The organism is Streptomyces sp. NPDC090106, assembly GCF_044747265.1.
Classification (GTDB): Bacteria; Actinomycetota; Actinomycetes; order Streptomycetales; family Streptomycetaceae; genus Streptomyces.
Map to the genome: position 1 here is coordinate 95,426 of NZ_JBIVDS010000015.1, position 14,951 is coordinate 110,376.

The 14,951-nt window shown below is 68.5% G+C and carries 19 protein-coding genes; 1 reads left to right on the forward strand and 18 read right to left on the reverse strand.

Translation table 11 applies throughout. The features are described 5' to 3' along the window. Positions 1 to 5 precede the first annotated feature (5 nt). The 17 genes from ACIPSE_RS37935 to ACIPSE_RS38015 all read right to left on the reverse strand — a co-directional run bounded on the left by ACIPSE_RS37935 (position 6) and on the right by ACIPSE_RS38015 (position 13,356). Positions 6 to 737, reverse strand: coding sequence for a hypothetical protein (locus tag ACIPSE_RS37935; protein ID WP_401672175.1), 732 nt, complete (start codon positions 735 to 737; stop codon positions 6 to 8). A gap of 75 nt (positions 738 to 812) precedes the next feature. Beyond that, positions 813 to 2,051, reverse strand: a complete 1,239-nt coding sequence (locus ACIPSE_RS37940; protein WP_401672178.1) for a tyrosine-type recombinase/integrase — start codon at positions 2,049 to 2,051, stop codon at positions 813 to 815. Positions 2,052 to 2,139: 88 nt separating this feature from the next. Further along, a complete protein-coding gene (locus ACIPSE_RS37945; protein WP_401672181.1) occupies positions 2,140 to 2,412 on the reverse strand; it encodes a helix-turn-helix domain-containing protein in 273 nt (90 codons plus the stop codon). 26 nt (positions 2,413 to 2,438) lie between these two features. Beyond that, a complete protein-coding gene (locus ACIPSE_RS37950; protein WP_401672184.1) occupies positions 2,439 to 3,902 on the reverse strand; it encodes a phage/plasmid primase, P4 family in 1,464 nt (487 codons plus the stop codon). Then, positions 3,899 to 4,255: a hypothetical protein gene (locus ACIPSE_RS37955; RefSeq protein ID WP_401672187.1), complete on the reverse strand. Its 357-nt coding sequence runs from the start codon at positions 4,253 to 4,255 to the stop codon at positions 3,899 to 3,901. Before ACIPSE_RS37955 ends, ACIPSE_RS37950 begins: the two co-directional genes overlap by 4 nt. Beyond that, positions 4,252 to 5,145, reverse strand: coding sequence for a bifunctional DNA primase/polymerase (locus tag ACIPSE_RS37960; protein ID WP_401672189.1), 894 nt, complete (start codon positions 5,143 to 5,145; stop codon positions 4,252 to 4,254). The genes ACIPSE_RS37955 and ACIPSE_RS37960 overlap by 4 nt, the downstream gene beginning before the upstream one ends. Continuing rightward, positions 5,142 to 5,882, reverse strand: coding sequence for a DNA methylase (locus ACIPSE_RS37965; RefSeq protein WP_401672191.1), 741 nt, complete (start codon positions 5,880 to 5,882; stop codon positions 5,142 to 5,144). The genes ACIPSE_RS37960 and ACIPSE_RS37965 overlap by 4 nt, the downstream gene beginning before the upstream one ends. An 89-nt stretch (positions 5,883 to 5,971) precedes the next feature. Beyond that, the gene (locus ACIPSE_RS37970; RefSeq protein ID WP_401672193.1) at positions 5,972 to 6,460 is read right to left on the reverse strand and encodes a hypothetical protein; all 489 of its coding nucleotides are present in this window, start codon (positions 6,458 to 6,460) and stop codon (positions 5,972 to 5,974) included. Positions 6,461 to 6,477: 17 nt separating this feature from the next. After that, positions 6,478 to 6,672 (reverse strand): hypothetical protein, encoded by a 195-nt coding sequence (locus tag ACIPSE_RS37975; protein ID WP_401672196.1) that lies wholly within the window; start codon positions 6,670 to 6,672, stop codon positions 6,478 to 6,480. A 15-nt stretch (positions 6,673 to 6,687) separates the two neighbouring features. Next, on the reverse strand, positions 6,688 to 6,945 hold the full coding sequence (locus ACIPSE_RS37980; RefSeq protein WP_401672198.1) for a hypothetical protein: 258 nt from the start codon (positions 6,943 to 6,945) through the stop codon (positions 6,688 to 6,690). A 140-nt stretch (positions 6,946 to 7,085) separates the two neighbouring features. Next, on the reverse strand, positions 7,086 to 9,323 hold the full coding sequence (locus tag ACIPSE_RS37985; protein WP_401672201.1) for a cell division protein FtsK: 2,238 nt from the start codon (positions 9,321 to 9,323) through the stop codon (positions 7,086 to 7,088). A 93-nt stretch (positions 9,324 to 9,416) separates the two neighbouring features. Next, the gene (locus ACIPSE_RS37990; RefSeq protein WP_401672203.1) at positions 9,417 to 9,797 is read right to left on the reverse strand and encodes an RRQRL motif-containing zinc-binding protein; all 381 of its coding nucleotides are present in this window, start codon (positions 9,795 to 9,797) and stop codon (positions 9,417 to 9,419) included. Continuing rightward, complete coding sequence (locus tag ACIPSE_RS37995) at positions 9,797 to 10,447, reverse strand: GGDEF domain-containing protein (RefSeq protein WP_401672206.1); 651 nt, start codon at positions 10,445 to 10,447, stop codon at positions 9,797 to 9,799. Before ACIPSE_RS37995 ends, ACIPSE_RS37990 begins: the two co-directional genes overlap by 1 nt. Beyond that, the gene (locus ACIPSE_RS38000) at positions 10,444 to 11,442 is read right to left on the reverse strand and encodes a DUF2637 domain-containing protein (RefSeq protein WP_401672208.1); all 999 of its coding nucleotides are present in this window, start codon (positions 11,440 to 11,442) and stop codon (positions 10,444 to 10,446) included. The genes ACIPSE_RS37995 and ACIPSE_RS38000 overlap by 4 nt, the downstream gene beginning before the upstream one ends. Further along, positions 11,439 to 11,585, reverse strand: a complete 147-nt coding sequence (locus ACIPSE_RS38005) for a hypothetical protein (protein WP_401672211.1) — start codon at positions 11,583 to 11,585, stop codon at positions 11,439 to 11,441. Before ACIPSE_RS38005 ends, ACIPSE_RS38000 begins: the two co-directional genes overlap by 4 nt. Further along, positions 11,582 to 11,866, reverse strand: a complete 285-nt coding sequence (locus ACIPSE_RS38010) for a DUF6284 family protein (RefSeq protein ID WP_401672212.1) — start codon at positions 11,864 to 11,866, stop codon at positions 11,582 to 11,584. The genes ACIPSE_RS38005 and ACIPSE_RS38010 overlap by 4 nt, the downstream gene beginning before the upstream one ends. A 773-nt stretch (positions 11,867 to 12,639) precedes the next feature. Then, positions 12,640 to 13,356, reverse strand: coding sequence for a GntR family transcriptional regulator (locus tag ACIPSE_RS38015; protein WP_401672214.1), 717 nt, complete (start codon positions 13,354 to 13,356; stop codon positions 12,640 to 12,642). A 63-nt stretch (positions 13,357 to 13,419) separates the two neighbouring features. Here ACIPSE_RS38015 and ACIPSE_RS38020 point away from each other — a divergent pair, with 63 nt between their 5' ends. Beyond that, positions 13,420 to 14,229: a class I SAM-dependent methyltransferase gene (locus tag ACIPSE_RS38020; protein ID WP_401672216.1), complete on the forward strand. Its 810-nt coding sequence runs from the start codon at positions 13,420 to 13,422 to the stop codon at positions 14,227 to 14,229. A 118-nt stretch (positions 14,230 to 14,347) separates the two neighbouring features. Here the strand turns inward: ACIPSE_RS38020 and ACIPSE_RS38025 are convergent, their stop codons facing one another. Then, complete coding sequence (locus ACIPSE_RS38025; protein WP_401672218.1) at positions 14,348 to 14,881, reverse strand: hypothetical protein; 534 nt, start codon at positions 14,879 to 14,881, stop codon at positions 14,348 to 14,350. Between the last annotated feature and the right edge of the window lie 70 nt (positions 14,882 to 14,951).

Genomic DNA, 14,951 nt, shown 5'->3' on the forward strand with positions numbered 1-14,951 from the left:
TGACGCTAGAACCAAGGGCAGTTGGGTACGGCTGTGCGCTTGACCCTGTACTTGCCCACTACCTTTGACCCTGCGGGACGCCCCTTCAAGCCTGGCGCGTCTCCCGAGACGTTCGACAACGCCTCATCCTGCTCCTTGGGGAGCAGGAGGACGTGGACCCAGAAGTAGCCACCTTCGTCCCCCTTCTTGTTCCCGATGCCGAACAGCCCGGTGTGCCATGTCTTCTCTTCCCCCTCTTTGGCTCGCTGGAGGCTCCAGTACCCATCGGTTCCAGGCTCGCCGTCCACGTCGCGGTTGTTGGCCACCCAGATGCCGTACCCGCTGGGAACGCTTCCCTTGCCTGACACGGTCAAGCAGGCGTTGATGGGCAGCTCGCCGCTCAATGGGAGGGAATTGCCGCCGATCTTGGTGACGGTAATCCCTTCTGTGGAAATATTCTTGGCGTCCGCCGGGGAAATCTCCGTTTCCGGGTCGGGCCAAGCTAGTGCGGTTCCAGCCGTGGTAATCACCGCTAGAAGTCCTAGCAGCAGGTTGCGCTGAAGGATTGGGTGCCTGCCTGGTCGCAGCCACGCCCATGCCGCGAGGATGGCCCCCAACCCGAACGTTGCAGCCGAGGCGGGGGCGATCCAGTCGGCGGCGGAGCTGGAGAAGTGGTCAGCCAGCAAGCCTGCCGCCCCTAGGGCTACCCCGGCGACTGCGCATGCGGTGTTGATCTTTGCGTGTCTCGATGTGTTCACAGCGGTCTGTCTAGTGCTAATCCCGCGATGAAAAACCTGGTTCCGGTGGCCTGTAACTACAGTGTGACGGTAGCGTCAAATTTTGTTACTTTCTGTTCTGTAAGTTTCGTCTATTGAATTACGTGTTCGAATTTCACTGGTTGGCATCAGGTGCGTGTATGTCCGAAGAGTGAACCCCGGATCGCTGTGCCCGAGGTACGAGCTCAGGGCCCGGATGCTCTCCCCGGAGTCCAGCAAGACGGACGCGTAGAAGTGTCTGAGCGCGTGCATGCCGTCCTCGGGTGCTGATGCGTACCGCTTTCCTGGCTCGCGTGTCGGGATTATGCCCACGGCGGCCAGGGAGGCTTTCCAGTGATGCTCGTTGAAGTTACTCACCCGAACGTGGCCGTTTCCGGGCCCGCTGAAGAGTAGCCGCTTCGTCACGAGCGGACCGTCTGGAGTGCGCCACGGAAGCGTAATTTGGACGGGAGCGAAGGCTTTCGAGTGGTCGCGCAGGGCAGCGGCTACAGCGGTCGGAAGTGGTATGTCCCGGACTTTTCCGCCTTTTGGAAGGGCGAACACGTACTTACCTCGGATTCGTTTGAGTTGATGCTCTACGGCCAACCAACCTCCCTCGAAATCTATTTCTTCCACTGAGAGGCCAAATATCTCACCTTGCCGCAGCCCGCACCCTGCGCCCGCGTCTACAGCAGCCCTATACCTGTGAGGGAGAGCGGCGCGCACGCTGAATACTTGTGAGGGCGTCCACGGGTTGACTCGCGGTTTTCCGGGCTTCGGTAGTTTGACTGTCCGGGCATGACAAGGGTTTTTGCTCAACAGCCCGTCCTCGACTGCCGCGCTCAGCGCTGCAGAGACGGTCCCGACGATGATGCGGCGGTGCGACTCGGCCGGCACGGTGTCTTCCAGTGCGGAGATCCAGGCACGGATGTGCTCAGGCTGGAACGAGCCGAGTGGGCGGGATCCGATGTGGGGGTAAGCGTGAAGCCGGAGCCGACGCTCCGCAGCCTCACGGCTGTTGATCTCGCCAGTGTGCGCCTTGACCCAGCGTTCGGCATACTGCCGGAACGTGGTGCGCGCGGTGCGCGGGTCGATGTACTGACCGCGCGACATGTCAGCCTCGATGTTCGCAAGCCATTGCTTGGCGAGCCGTAGTTCCTTGTCTCGGAACGACTTGCTCTTCTCGGTGCCGTCCGGGCCGACGTACCGGGCGCGGTAGCGCAGGCCCGTTCCGTGGCGGTCGCTCATCACCTTGACGGGCTTGCCGTTGGATGCAGTCTCGGTCTTGTACCAGCGGTCCTGTATATGGCCAGCCATTTGAGGCGGGTCCCTTCTGGGCGTGAAAGAGGGAGGGCCATGGTGGTGGCCCTCCCCGGGGAGTTGGGTGGTGCGGGGTGCTGTGGTGTTAGACGGCGGCCTGGTCCTCGTTCTTGCGTTGGGTGACGTAGGCGTGCACGTCGGTGGGGTCGTAGCGGAGGTGTTTGCCGATGCGGAAGCCGGGGGGTCCGGTGCGCTTCTTGCGCCACTGGTAGACGGTTTCGAGGGGTACTTCGAAGATCTCGGCGATGTCGTCGGGGGTGAGGTAGCGGTCCGGGAGGCCCGCGCGGAGGGTGGCTCGGGGGTCGGTTCTGGTGGGGGCGGGTGCGCTCACTGGGTCCTCCGCGAGTTGGAAAAACATTGCGTTGAGTCGCGACTCATCGGCACTCAGCGGCTCTCAGAGGGGCGTTGAGACGCGATGAGTCGCGACTCAGGCAAATGTGGTTCGGACATGGTGAGCGTGATCCCGGTGTAGGTGACCACCTGCCGGCCGTACTCGTCGCGGGGCCGGGAGCGGGCGAGTTGGGGGATGACGGAGAGCAGGTTGCGGCCGAAGACCTGTTTGGTGCCGGGGCGCACTCCGTTGTCCTCGGCCCAGTCGCGCCAGACCGACCAGAGGGCGTCCACGGGCACGGAGCAGGTGGGTCCGGTGGTGCAGCGTTCGCGGATGAACGCAGACGTGGGTGAGGCGGTGTCCTGCATGGTGGTGACCGCTTCGCGGCTGGAGGCGGGTTCGGTGATCCGGCCCGTGTGCTGGAGGCGGGCGAGTCCTTCGAGGGCCCAGTTGAGGATGCCGGGCATCTCGGCGGTGAGCCGGTCGAAGAGGGTGGGGTCTTCCTTGCCCAGCCAGGACACGCGCATGTTGAGCAGGACGAAGCGGCGGGCGATGACTCCGGAGGAGTCGCCGAAGTGCGGCAGTTCGTTGGACAGGATCACCAGCCGGGTCGGGAGCTTGCCGGTCCACACGGCGCGGTACTTGCGGTCGATGTCGATGGTGTCCTCACCCGAGATCGTCAGCAGCCGTTCCACTACTTGGCTGTTGTCGTTGCCGGACAGTCGGGCGTCGGAGATGACCGCGAGCGGCTTGCCGACCAGCGTGGACAGACCGAAGTTCGTGCCCAGTCCCGCGAGGGTGGGTCCGGCGAGATTCTCCTTGCCGACGAGTTCCTTGAGGACGCGGGCGATGGTGCCTTTGCCGGAACGGGACGGGCCGACGATGAGCAGAATCTTCTGCTGGTCGGTGCGGCCGGACAGGACGTAGCCGAACCACTCCTGGAGAGCGGCGACGGCGTCGGGGTCCTCGGGCCAGATCTGCGCCAGGAAGCGTTCCCACGTCGGTGCACTGGCGTGCGGGTTGTAGGCGAAGGGGACGGAGACGAGGTTGAAGAAGCCGGGCCCGTGCGGCAGCAGCGCCCGGTCCCCAATCCTGAGCAGCCCGTTCGCGCACGCCACCAGCGGCCCGCCATCGGCCGCGCCGGCGGCGTTGCTGTCGATCCAGGCGGGAGCGTCCGTCTCGGTCGGCAGCAGGGTGATGGCTCCCAGGGCGTCGAGCAGGTTGCTGATCTTCTGTTTGGTGGGGGCCCAGTCGCGTTCCTCGAACTCGCCGTCCTTGACCGGGGCGCGGTAGACGACGTGTTCCAGGCGGGTGTACATGGCTGCGCGTACCTGGGCTTCGTCCAGCTCGCGCCAGCAGGTTCCCGTCCAGCGCATCCAAGACGCGCGCCAGCGCCGGCACACCAACTGCCCCTCTTCGGTCTGCCAGTCGGGCAGCAGGCGGCGGGCGACGGCGAGAGGGTTGGACGGCGGGGGGAGTTCCTCGCTCACGTCGTGGTCGGGGCGGGTGTCCATCATGCTGCGGTCCTCCCTTCCTGCGGGGTGCGCAGCGGGCAGCGTGCGGGGTGGTCGGCATGGTCGGCGATCAGGGCCAGTACGCGGCGAGCGCCGGACACGCGACGGTTGCGGCCGCACTCGCACGTCGACGTCGCCGACGGAGTCACGCCGTGGGGCGCGACGATGTGCAGCATGGCCACGACGTACCGGCCGTCACCCGGGCGCGGGTCAGAGCCAACGGCAATGGGGACGCCCTCACGGGCGACGCCTTCCGGCACGCCCACGGTCGACGGACCTGCGGTCTGCTGGGCGTCCGGCGAGTCGTCGGGGGTGCCGGGGATGCTCTTCAGGGAGGGGCGGGGAGGGGTGCTCATGCCGCGTCCCTCCGTGCGGAGTTGCGGGCGATGGACCAGTTGAGGGCGCTGCGGAGAGTGGACCGGCACTCGGCGACGGTGAGTCCGGCCCCCTCTCCCGCCTCCTGAAGAGCCTGCTCGACTACGTGCCGGGGGAGGTCGCCCCACGCGACGAACCGTCCCAGGGCGCGTGCGGCCCGGAACAACGCCCCCTCACGCCGCCCCGGTTGAGCCATGGCGACGTTGCGCACCTCTTCGGCGAGCGCTACATCCGCGTATCGGCTGGATTGCCCCGCTACGGCTACTGAAGGGGCATGAGAGGGCTTGAGGGCGGGTTGCAGGATGCTTTGGAGCCATGGGGGCAGTGAGGCAGGCTCAGGGCCGCACAGCGCTTCGTAGGGTCCGGCGGGGGTGATACTGCCCGCGGCGACGACGTACCCGCCCCACGTCCGGGTGTCCACCAACTCCCCGATGGTTCCTGCCGTGTTGGCGAGCCGGACGCCGGCGGGAGCGGTGAAGTACAGGTGCTGGCCGCCGCTCGCGGTCCGCACCCGGTAGGTGGTGGGGACGGCCTGTCCGGCGCGCTCGCAGAGCACCGTGAAGGAAGTCGCGCCGTCAGGCGCCCCTTTCGGCTCTTGGGGCTTGGGCATGTCCAGGTCGATGACCAGCAGGCCGGAAGGGCCGGTGGCGATACCGACGTTGAACGGCGCCCGCGACCAGGCCGCACGGATGCGGTCGGGGTCGGTGGTGGCGCGCTGCTCCCACTTCAGATGCCCGCTCGCACACGCCCCGGTGAGGGGGCAGGACGTCTGGCCGTGCAGGGCGGGCCGCTTGGTTCCCGGACACAGGGGGAAGACGTGCCAACCGTGTCCGGCGGCGGCGAGCGCGGCCCGCAACAGGTGGTCGCTCATGCCGCCGCCCCCAGAGTGAAGGGGTGGGCGGTGGCGAGGAAGGCGCGTCCGATCCACGCGGTGTAGGCGGGCGGGAGCGCCTCACGCAGACGGAGGTGATCGGTGGACCAGCCGATGCCCTTGGCGTCCTGGATCTCCCGGACGGTTGCCTTCCCGCCCCCTTCTCCGTAGGCGGCGACATACGGTCCGTCGCGGTAGACGCCGTGGCGCCAACCGCGCACGTAACCACGATGCTTGGGATGCGCGGGCTGCACGGTGGTCCAACCGCCCAGTTCGAAGTAGCGGTGCATGAGGACGGAGAGGCCGAACTGTTCCCCGCACAGCCGGACGTCCTTGCGGACCTCGGAGCCGGCCACGTTCTCCATCACGAAGGGTCGGCCGGTGGCTTCCAGCGCGGCCCGGGTGGGGGCGATGAGCCGGGGGTAGGTGCGGCCGATCGCCGTGTTGCGTGCGGCGTTGGTGCCCTTGGTCGGGGCGCCCTCTCCCTGGCAGGGCGGGGAGGCGTGGATGAAGTCGTACTCGTGCCCGTGCGCGTACAGGTACTCGATCGCGTCGCCCTGGTGGAAGACGTCACCGCAGTAGTCCGGCTGGGCTTGGATGTCGACGCCGGTGACGTGGCAGTTGCCGAACGCGCGCCGGTAGCCGGCGGTGGCGCCGCCGATGCAGCAGAACACGTCCAGGACGCGCAGGGGTTCGAGCAGGGCGAGCAGTCGCCCGATGTCGGGTCGATAGGTCATGCTGGAGGACTCCAGTTCCTTGATGGGTGACTGGCTGACAAGGGCGACCCCGCGACTTTGGCGAGATGCAGGGGTCGCCCTTGGCGTTGCTACTGGTGGTTGTCGGTGCGGGCCCACACGCCGCGGGTGGTGGTGTGGGTGTGGTGCTGTTCCTGGTGGACGGGTCCGCTGTAGTGCTGGTGGATCTCGGGGGCGGGCCGGGCCCTGGCGGCGAGGCGGGCGAGGGCGAGCACGAGGGCGGTGGGGGTGCCGAAGACGAGTCCGCAGACGATCGGGTCGGCGAACTGCGAGACGTACATCAGCGCCGCGGCGGTGCCGCCGACCATGGTGGTGGCGGTGCCGCCGGCGAGCATGAGGACGCTCGCGTCGGTGGCGCCCTGGCTCATCGGCGCCCGTCCCGGCTGCACCACGGGCGGGTTGCTGCCGTGGGCGGGGATCGGGCTGTGGTCGCGGTAGGTGGTGGGGGTTTCGGGGGTGGGCCGGTAGGCGTCGGCGATGATCCGGCGCGCTTCGGCGTCGGCGTCCGTCTCGCTCAGGACCACGGACGGGCCGTCGGGGGTGTGGTGGGGTTCGGTCATGGTCGGGGTGTCTCCCGTCAGTTGCCGAGTGCGGTGGTGGCGTGGGCGAACGCGGCGACCAGGTCGCGGATGGGGTCGTAGGCGCCGGTCCCGGCGGTGAAGAACCCGAACAGGAACAGGACCAGGGCGGCCCCTCCCCCGGCGGACCGGGTCTTGACGGCCAAGGCGGATGCGGCGCCGAAGAGCAGGACGGCGGACAGGTTGAAAACCATCGGGGTGCCTTCCGGTCAGGGGGTGTCGGTGCCAGCGCGGTAGATGCGGGCCCACCGGTTGTAGAGCCAGCGACCGACCCGGATGCGCTTGCCGGTGGCGTGGCAGCGGCGGCAGTCCTTGCCGCGCTTCGGCCGGCCTTTGCGGTCGTGCTTGAGGGCGTGGCCCATGCCGTGGCAGCGGCGGCAGTCGCCGAACGGCGAGGCCGCACACACAGCGATGTAACACAGTGTGACGCCGAGGGTGAGGGTGATAGCGAGCAGGGCGAAGCTCATGGAGGGCCCTCCGGGCGGGTTTCAGGGGTTTCCGCAGGTGGGCCGCTATCCGCTAGCGGCCTGATCAAAGCAGGTTCGGGGTGCTAGCGGGGCCGCTAACGTTAGCGGGGTGTGCCGCTAGCGCTAGCGGCCCCGCACGGTCAGCCCGCGTCCCGGTTTCCGTCACGCTCCGCAATCGCGGCGGTGATGTGGGAGCGGTCGATACCGCGCCGGTTGACCACCTTGCCGTTGACCCGCCGCCCCACCTGAATCGTGGTCACGCCGTGGGGCTTCAGCGCGGCGGCGAGCCCTTCGGGGTCCCATCCGTCGTAGACGTCCTCGCGCAGTTCCGCGAGCCGCGCGACGACGGTCTCGGACCACACCTTCGGCTCGCCTGCGGGAACGACGGCGAGGATGTCGCGCAGCAGGTCATAGCCACTGGACACGGGCTCGGGTGCCTCGCCGAGAGCGTGCCCGGACAGGAGTCCGGCCTTCTCGCGTGCCCTGCGGGCGCGGGCGGCGATGTCGTCGGCGCCCTGGCCGTCGACGTAGACGGACCGCACGATCCGGGCGTCGGAGCCTTCACCGACGAAGTAGTGGATGCCCTTGTCGCCCCAGGCGAACATGGTCGCCCGCACGCCTCGCTTGTAGGCGGACGTGCCGAGCACCATGTCGTTCTCCAACTGGCCCATGACCTTCAGGCACCAGCGCGCGGACGCGTTCGCGCTGATCCCGGTGGGCAGGGCTTTGGCGTCCGGGCGCTGCGTGGCCAGCAGCAGCACGATCCCGGTGGCCGGACCGCGCTTGACCAGGTCGGTCGCGATCTCCTCGAACTCCTTGGCGTGCTCGGGGTGCTCGAACAGCACCTGGCACTCGTCCACCCCGATCACGATCGGGTGCAGCCCCAGGGAGCGCTTGTCGGCGAGAGCGCTGGTCACCTTCGATTCCGGGCAGATGTCGCGGGGCAGGGAGCGGATCACCTTGGTGCGGCGGCGCAGTTCCTCGCGCAGCGCCCGGAAGTCGTTCAGGCAGTAGGTGATGGACTCGTCGTCGTCCCCCGCAGCATGCCGGTGCGAGACCGCGTCACCCACCGGGTCAAGGTCGCCCGTGCCCTTCATGTCGTAGGTGTGCAGTTCCGCCCGGGGGTCCAGTGCGGCGATGAGCAGCAGCAGGCGGAGCAGGAACGTCTTGCCCATGCGGGGGATCGCGCCGATGACGCCGGCGATGTACATGAGGGTGGCTTCGACCCAGCGTCCGCGCTGGTCGGTGCCGTAGGCGACCGGCTTGAACAGGTCCACCGAACCCGCCCTGAGCAGCGGCCACTTGGGCTGCTTCGCGCGGGACATGTCCTGGTCGCCGACCCACAGCACGAGGTGCCCGGTGTGCTCTTCGGTGACCGCTTCGGGCCACACGCAGCCGAGCGGGCGGCGCAGACCGGAAGCGAGCCGGTCGCGGCGCTCGATGACGTCGGTGACGGTGACGCCGTAGGGGAGGTTGCCCTGAGCGCGCCAGCCGGGACCGTCGCGGGTGATGGGGGCGGTGAACTCGAACCCGTCACGCCCCTTGCCCTGCGCCTGGTTGATCGCGGGGATGCCGAGCGCTCCGAGCGCGCGCAGCACGATGTCACTGGTGAGCTTGACCGCCGTGGGCAGTTCCACAGCCCTGTGGACAACCGGGGCGTCCGCCTTGCCGCCGGCGCCGCCGAGCGCCATCACGACCGCGCTCACCGACAGGGCTTGCAGCCAGCCGGGGGCCAGGACGTAGACGGCGAGCGCGGCACCCAACCCGATGAACAGCGCGAGCACCGCGACGAGAGTGCGCAGTCGGACGCGTCCGTCGCGCTGCCGCGACAGCTTGAGGTACTCGGCAGCGTCCTCGCGGCGGACGGCGGCGAGGCGGACGGGTTCGCCCTCACGGTCGGCCACCCACCGCACCGTGCCCCCGATGAACCGGGCGGCGCCGGTCGGGGCCTGGAAGGCGAGACGGACGGCGTAGACCGGAGTGCGCAGGGCGTGGTAGCCGGCGGCGTGCGTGTAGTGACGGGCCACCCAACCGGTCGCGGTGCGCAGTTCGGCGAGCGAGCGCAACCACACCGGCACCACCTCCCGGCGGTGCGCGCCGGCGAGGCGACCGAGGTAGCCCGGACCCATCGCCCTGGGGGTCGGCTGGTCGACCTTCACGGGCACGCTCGGGTCGCCCGACTCGATGCCCGAACGGTCGGGCTCGGAGTCGGGCGACCGGTCGGCGCCGGGGTCGGTGGTCGGGTCGGCCGACTCGGAACGGGCCGACCGTGCCTTGTCCAAGTCGACTACCTCACCGCCGGGGTCGGGGTGGGAGTCGGCGCGCATTTCGGCTTCGAGTCGGTTGAAGAGTTCGTTGTCGTCGTCGGGGTGCTTCACTGAAAGTCCCTTCCAATGGGAGAAAAGGCGGGGCCGGTCCGTCGCTGTAGGAGGTGGGCGGACGGGCCCCGCCGGCTCGTGATGCAGGGGTGTTCAGGCGGCGCGCTGTTCGTCGGGGTAGGCGCAGGGCACGCACATGCCGAGCGAGCCGGGGATCACGTATCCGGCATCGAGTCGGCAGACCGGGCAGGTGCGGCGGGCTCGCATCGCCTTGGCGAGCGCGGCATACCGGCCCGGCGTCATCGGCCGGACCGGCTTGGCACGGTCGACCCGGTACAGGTAGGCGACCAGCGGGCCGCGCCGGTAGCGCGGACGCAGCACCTGAGCCGCGACCGGCTGCCCACCGGGGCGCAGCCCGCACGCGCGGAGTTGACGGCGGGTGGCGAGACCGTTGGGGGCGTAGCGCCACGGGTAGGTCGGTATGCCGTACTGCGTCCCGGCCGGGTCGTAGCACTTGCCGTAGGTGGCGACCATCAGCCCGCCACCCCCACCACGGGCCCGGCGGACTGTGCGCCGGTGCGTCCGGCGCGGCGGCCGGTGACGGTGGCGAACAGCCAGCCGAGCCCGGCCCGGCGGATGCCGGCACGGCCTTGCTTGGCCGCGTACATCGCCTCATCCGCCCGCCGCAACAACCCCGACAGATCATCGCCAGGGAAGTCCGCGGCACGGACCCAGCCGAGCGAGACCGTGGTCCGCACGTCCGGGTCCTGGCCGTCGACGGGACGGGCGAGGACGTGATGGAGCAGGGGGAGGACGCCGGCGGTCAGTTCGTGGTCGTCGAGCAGGACCGCGGCGAACTCATCGCCCCCGAGCCTGCCCACCACCCCGGACGACCCGACGTGGTGGGCGAGCCGCTCGGCGACCGCCTTCAACAGGGCGTCTCCGGCGGCGTGCCCGAAGTGGTCGTTGATGTGCTTGAACTTGTCGACGTCGGCGAGGACAACCACCGCGCGCGGGTCCCGGAGCAGGACGCTCGCGCGGCGGGTGAAGCCGTCCCGGGTGCGTAACCCGGTGAGCGGGTCACGGCGGGCGGTGTTCAGGCAGCCTCGCAGCCACCACACATGCACCACCCACCCCACCGTGAGGGGCAGGCTGGCGAGCAGGACCGTGGCCAGGGTGCTCACGCCGCCACCCCCTCAGCACCGGCGGACACGACCACCGGGCGCAGAACGTTGGCGGCGTCGGTCCGTTCGGCGAGCAGGAAGTCACGCACCTGCCGAGCCGGACGCGAACCGCAGTGCAGCGCCTTGCGCAGCGCTTCGGCATTGATCCCGGCATCCGGCCAGTCCGCCGTAACGGTGCGGGCTTCGGCGAGCAGATCAGCCGAACTGCGCTGCACCGCAGGCGCCTTGCTCTTCGCGGGGGTCCGGCGGCGCGGTGCCTTGGGCGTCTCCTGCTTCGGCGGCTCCGGGGTCTGCTCGGGTTCCGGGCCGGGGGGCGTGTCGGTGGCGGCGGGGGCGAGGTCGCCCATGCGCAGCATCACGCGCTCGCGCCGGGGAGTCTTCCAGCGCCAGGCAATGACGCCGTACTGCTCGTGCAGGTCCGCACGGGCCAGCAGGCGTTCCCGCTCGACGGCGAGCGCGTCGCTGTAGGAGGTGACCTCCCACAGCGTCATGCGCCGCCACAGCGCGAACGTCGACAACGGCGCCAGCATCCACCGCGAGAAACGGATCTTGTCCATCCGCCGGCCGGTGACCGCCCCGATACGCACGGCGTAGACGTGCGCGCCGATCTCGGAGAACACCACCCACAGCAGCGGCATCGTGCCGTGCGCCACCTTCGCCGACAACGAGTGACCGGCCGCAATGTTCAGCCAGCACGTCACCAGCGTCAGCACCCACGGCACGAACCGCACCCACCCAAGCGCCATGTCCATCCGGATCAACAGCAGGTTGGCCAGGGTGAACACCGGGATCGCGATGTCGATCGCGACGGGCAGGGTGCGCGGGTTGCTGAACCCCCACCGCGCCGCGGCAAGAGACACAGCGTCGAACGAGGAATACAGGCCCAGGGCGCCGACCGCCGCAGCGGCGAGCGCCCCGAGCCCGGCAAGGCCGATCTCCGGGCGGCTCAGCTTGGGGACCGCCGCGCGGGCGGGGGCGGGAGTCTCGGTGCTCATGACGTCTCGCCCTCTTCCGAAGCCTCAAGGTGGGCGTCCATCAACGCGGCCTCCACGTCGACAACCTCGCCGTCAACGATCCGGTCGTAGACGCCCTGGCTCGCCAGGAACATCCGATCCTCGAAGGTGAGGTCCTCACTCACGCCGCACCACCCGTCGCACCGGCCGTGCGGTTGGCCAGCGCACGCCGCGCGGCCAGCACCCGCCGACGGGCCCGGCGGATACGCCGGCTGTCCAACTCGGTCGGGGTGCGGCCGATGGTGATGATCTGCGCGTCGAGCAGGTCAACGCCCGCCAGGATCAGCGGAAGCTCCCGCTCGATCGCGTCCAACTCCGCCGCCGTCGGCTCCAACGAGAAGTCGGCGAACGGCATCCAGTCGTCGGACGCCGTAACAATGCCCTGAGCAGTAACGATGTGTTCCATTGGGTCGTGGTCCTCTCACACAGGAACGGCCCGAACAGCGCCCTCGGTGTTCCAGCACCGGGGGCGCACGCCGTTGAAGTCGGTAGATCCGGCTCCCCGCGCTCCCGTCCGTCCCTCAACCGCAGACGCGGAACGAGGTACGGACGGGAGAGGCAGCCGGCCGCAGCGTCAGGCGCTGCGAAGCCAGAGCGGACCGGATGAAGGAGGGCGCCGCCGGCCGGTCCATTACGGCGGCGCCCTGGTATGTCGTCGGCTCACGCCGACCTCCCGCGAATCGCAGGGACACGGCTTTCGTCGGTACGCCGTTGCCACAGCGGACCGACCCCGAGCCGGGAACGTCGGGTGCGTCATCGTTACTGCTCTGACGCCAGCAGGGCAGCGCGCGGTAGGTGGCACCACGTGCGGTTGACCTCCCGGAAGGAAGGGATGATCCGCGCGAGTGTTCTCCAGAGCTGACGCACAGGGCAGGACGCATTCACCTGCCACGAAGTGGCTGCCGTGGCCGTTACCCGGGCCACTGCGGGGACAGGGCTGAAAACCTGTCAACTGACACTCTGTTGAGTTCTCAATCGATGCGCGCTCACTTCGTACTTGCTCCCTGCGGAGCGTTCCTCCGGGCGCATCTCTAGACTGGACCGGTGGACCGGTCCAGTCAAGTCCTAAGTCTCCCGGGCGGGTTGTCGAGGTGTCATTTGTGCTGCCCAGAGTGCTGACGGTCCATGAAAAAAGCTGGACCGGCGGACCGGTCCAGCTTCCTTATGGGTCACTCTGGCTTACATCGCATACGTCTCCACTTGCTCAAAATGAGGGGCGGGGGTCACGCCCTCTTCGCAGACGAGTGGGCGACCGTCCTGGTCGTAGGCCGTGTGCAGAACTACGGCAACCGCCGTCTGTTCGGGCAGGCCCAGGTGATGGGCTTCGATCTCGGTTGCCAGTCGAACCGTTGTGACGTCCACCCCTTCGGCGGGGAAGCGGCCCGTCTGTCGACGCACGTAGCGGGTTGTCCCTTCCGGGATTGGTGCGGTCTGCGCCAGCCGGGGTGAGGCTTCCGCGATCTCGGGCGGGAACCATGCTTCGGCATAACTGTGTGGACTCCCGTCGGGGAGCTGAAGGATTCGAACGCGTCGCAGGGCGGAGATTCCAGAGGTCAGGCCCAGCACATTGGCCACTCGCTCCGGGGGCTCCGCCCAATCCGGCTCACCTACTCGCAGGAAGGGCATGCCGCCGGTCACGCGGGCAGATCCCGCCCGCCGCGCGCCCGCAGGTCGTGCGACCGGTGTCTCTGTCACGACGAAGCCTGTCCCCTGCTTGGCCACAACCACGCCGTCATTCCGCAGGACATCCAGGGCCTTGACTGTGGTCGCGCGCGACACTGACCACTGTTCCGCCAGATCGCGCCCGGACGGCACGACGTCGCCAGGCCCGAACTCGCCGGCCGCGATGCGCGCGCGTAGCGACTCCGCGATCTCCTCGTACTTCAGTAGCGCCATGGCTGCCTCTCTATGCCGGTCTCCTTGCTGGACTGGTCCACCGGTACACATCATACTGCGGTTATGTCGAATTTCGGATTGGCTCCGTCCGTTCTGCGGTTCTACGGCGAGACTGTCGACGAGAGCCGCCGCCTGCACCGCTCGGCGGACGGTCGTCTTGAGCTGGCTCGTACCAAGGAGTTGTTGCGCCGCTTCCTTCCCCCGGCGCCCGCCACAGTGCTGGATGTGGGCGGCGGCGCGGGAGTCCATGCTGAGTGGCTGGTCGGAGACGGGTACGCGGTGACACTGGTTGACCCCGTGCCCCGCCATGTCCAACAGGCGTCAGCTATCTGCCCGGCAGCACTCGGGGACGCGCGGGACCTGGAAGCGGCCGATCGCAGCTTTGACGTGGTTCAGCTACTTGGGCCCCTCTACCACTTGCCCGACCCTGCTGACCGTTGTCAGGCGCTCGCGGAGGCGCGGAGGGTAGTGAGGCCCGGTGGACTGGTAGCAGCAGCCGCGATCAACCGATACGCCTCCCTCTTCGAGCACGTTACGTACGCCCACTTGCACACGGACCGCATGCAGGGGCCTGTGTCGAAGATCCTTCGGACTGCTGTCCACGATGGCGAACACTTCACCCTGGCCTACTTTCACCGGGCAGAGGAATTGGCCGATGAGCTTCGGAACTCTGGGCTTACCGACGTGCAGGTTTTCGGCGTCGAGGGTCCTGCTTGGTCTTTGGTCAAGGCCGTTGAGCAGCAGCCGGGAGACGGGCCTACCGATGAGCTGATTGCTTCTGCCATGACTGCCGCGCGGATGGCTGAGCCGTACCCGGAGTTGCTAGCGGCGAGTTCGCATCTCTTGGCGATTGGCCGCGCCCCCGTCGCGTAACCAGGGGGCGTGAAATCGGACCCGTTCCCCCAGGTGTCCCCAAGAGGGGGATTGGGAAGGAGATTGCAGGTCAGGGGCGCCCAATGTGGGCCGCTGTAAATCTCACTGGAGCACCTCGCTATCTGGTGGGAGCGGCCAACGCCTTCTGTGCTCCTGCAACAAAGCTGTCCCGCAGGCTGTCAACGATGCCCGATGCGGCCCCATACCGGCGGAGGACTTCGTCTAGGGCTAGACCTGGGTGCCGCAGGGAATCCGCCTCTTGGAGCATCGCCTCATAGATGGCCTGCGCCAGGTTCGCCATGTCATCGGGGCCAGTGATTGCCACCGTGGTCGCACATCTCTGCAACGCTGTCAGGCTGACATTTGCAGGTGCCCATAGCTCCCTGCGATCAATGCCCTCGCGCCATTCCGGCGACATGCGGACGGTAGTGATCGGACCGAGCTCTGACTGCACAGCGTCCCGCTGGTCGAGGAAACTTGCGTAGGCTGCCCGGCGTTCGTCGCGCAAGCGGTGTCGCACATCAGCGGCCTCTTGATCTGCCACCTGGCGACGGGTCGATCGGGCCTGCACGAAGGCTCCTCCCAGCGCCCCCAGCAGCGTGCCTGCGATCCCCAGCGCGGATGCCCAAACGGCTGCGTTTCCTTGATCCATGCGTCACATCATGCCGCCGGAAGCGTGCTACGCGCAGGGCGTTGACGGCCGTGCCATCGGCCTAGCATCG

Coding starts and splice junctions, on each gene's coding strand:
- ACIPSE_RS37940 (WP_401672178.1), bottom strand. CDS start 2,051: ATGGCTGGCCATATACAGGACCGCTGGTACAAGACCGAGACTGCATCC.
- ACIPSE_RS37945 (WP_401672181.1), bottom strand. CDS start 2,412: ATGTTTTTCCAACTCGCGGAGGACCCAGTGAGCGCACCCGCCCCCACC.
- ACIPSE_RS37950 (WP_401672184.1), bottom strand. CDS start 3,902: ATGATGGACACCCGCCCCGACCACGACGTGAGCGAGGAACTCCCCCCG.
- ACIPSE_RS37955 (WP_401672187.1), bottom strand. CDS start 4,255: ATGAGCACCCCTCCCCGCCCCTCCCTGAAGAGCATCCCCGGCACCCCC.
- ACIPSE_RS37960 (WP_401672189.1), bottom strand. CDS start 5,145: ATGAGCGACCACCTGTTGCGGGCCGCGCTCGCCGCCGCCGGACACGGT.
- ACIPSE_RS37965 (WP_401672191.1), bottom strand. CDS start 5,882: ATGACCTATCGACCCGACATCGGGCGACTGCTCGCCCTGCTCGAACCC.
- ACIPSE_RS37970 (WP_401672193.1), bottom strand. CDS start 6,460: ATGACCGAACCCCACCACACCCCCGACGGCCCGTCCGTGGTCCTGAGC.
- ACIPSE_RS37975 (WP_401672196.1), bottom strand. CDS start 6,672: ATGGTTTTCAACCTGTCCGCCGTCCTGCTCTTCGGCGCCGCATCCGCC.
- ACIPSE_RS37980 (WP_401672198.1), bottom strand. CDS start 6,945: ATGAGCTTCGCCCTGCTCGCTATCACCCTCACCCTCGGCGTCACACTG.
- ACIPSE_RS37990 (WP_401672203.1), bottom strand. CDS start 9,797: ATGGTCGCCACCTACGGCAAGTGCTACGACCCGGCCGGGACGCAGTAC.
- ACIPSE_RS38000 (WP_401672208.1), bottom strand. CDS start 11,442: ATGAGCACCGAGACTCCCGCCCCCGCCCGCGCGGCGGTCCCCAAGCTG.
- ACIPSE_RS38010 (WP_401672212.1), bottom strand. CDS start 11,866: ATGGAACACATCGTTACTGCTCAGGGCATTGTTACGGCGTCCGACGAC.
- ACIPSE_RS38015 (WP_401672214.1), bottom strand. CDS start 13,356: ATGGCGCTACTGAAGTACGAGGAGATCGCGGAGTCGCTACGCGCGCGC.
- ACIPSE_RS38020 (WP_401672216.1), top strand. CDS start 13,420: ATGTCGAATTTCGGATTGGCTCCGTCCGTTCTGCGGTTCTACGGCGAG.
- ACIPSE_RS38025 (WP_401672218.1), bottom strand. CDS start 14,881: ATGGATCAAGGAAACGCAGCCGTTTGGGCATCCGCGCTGGGGATCGCA.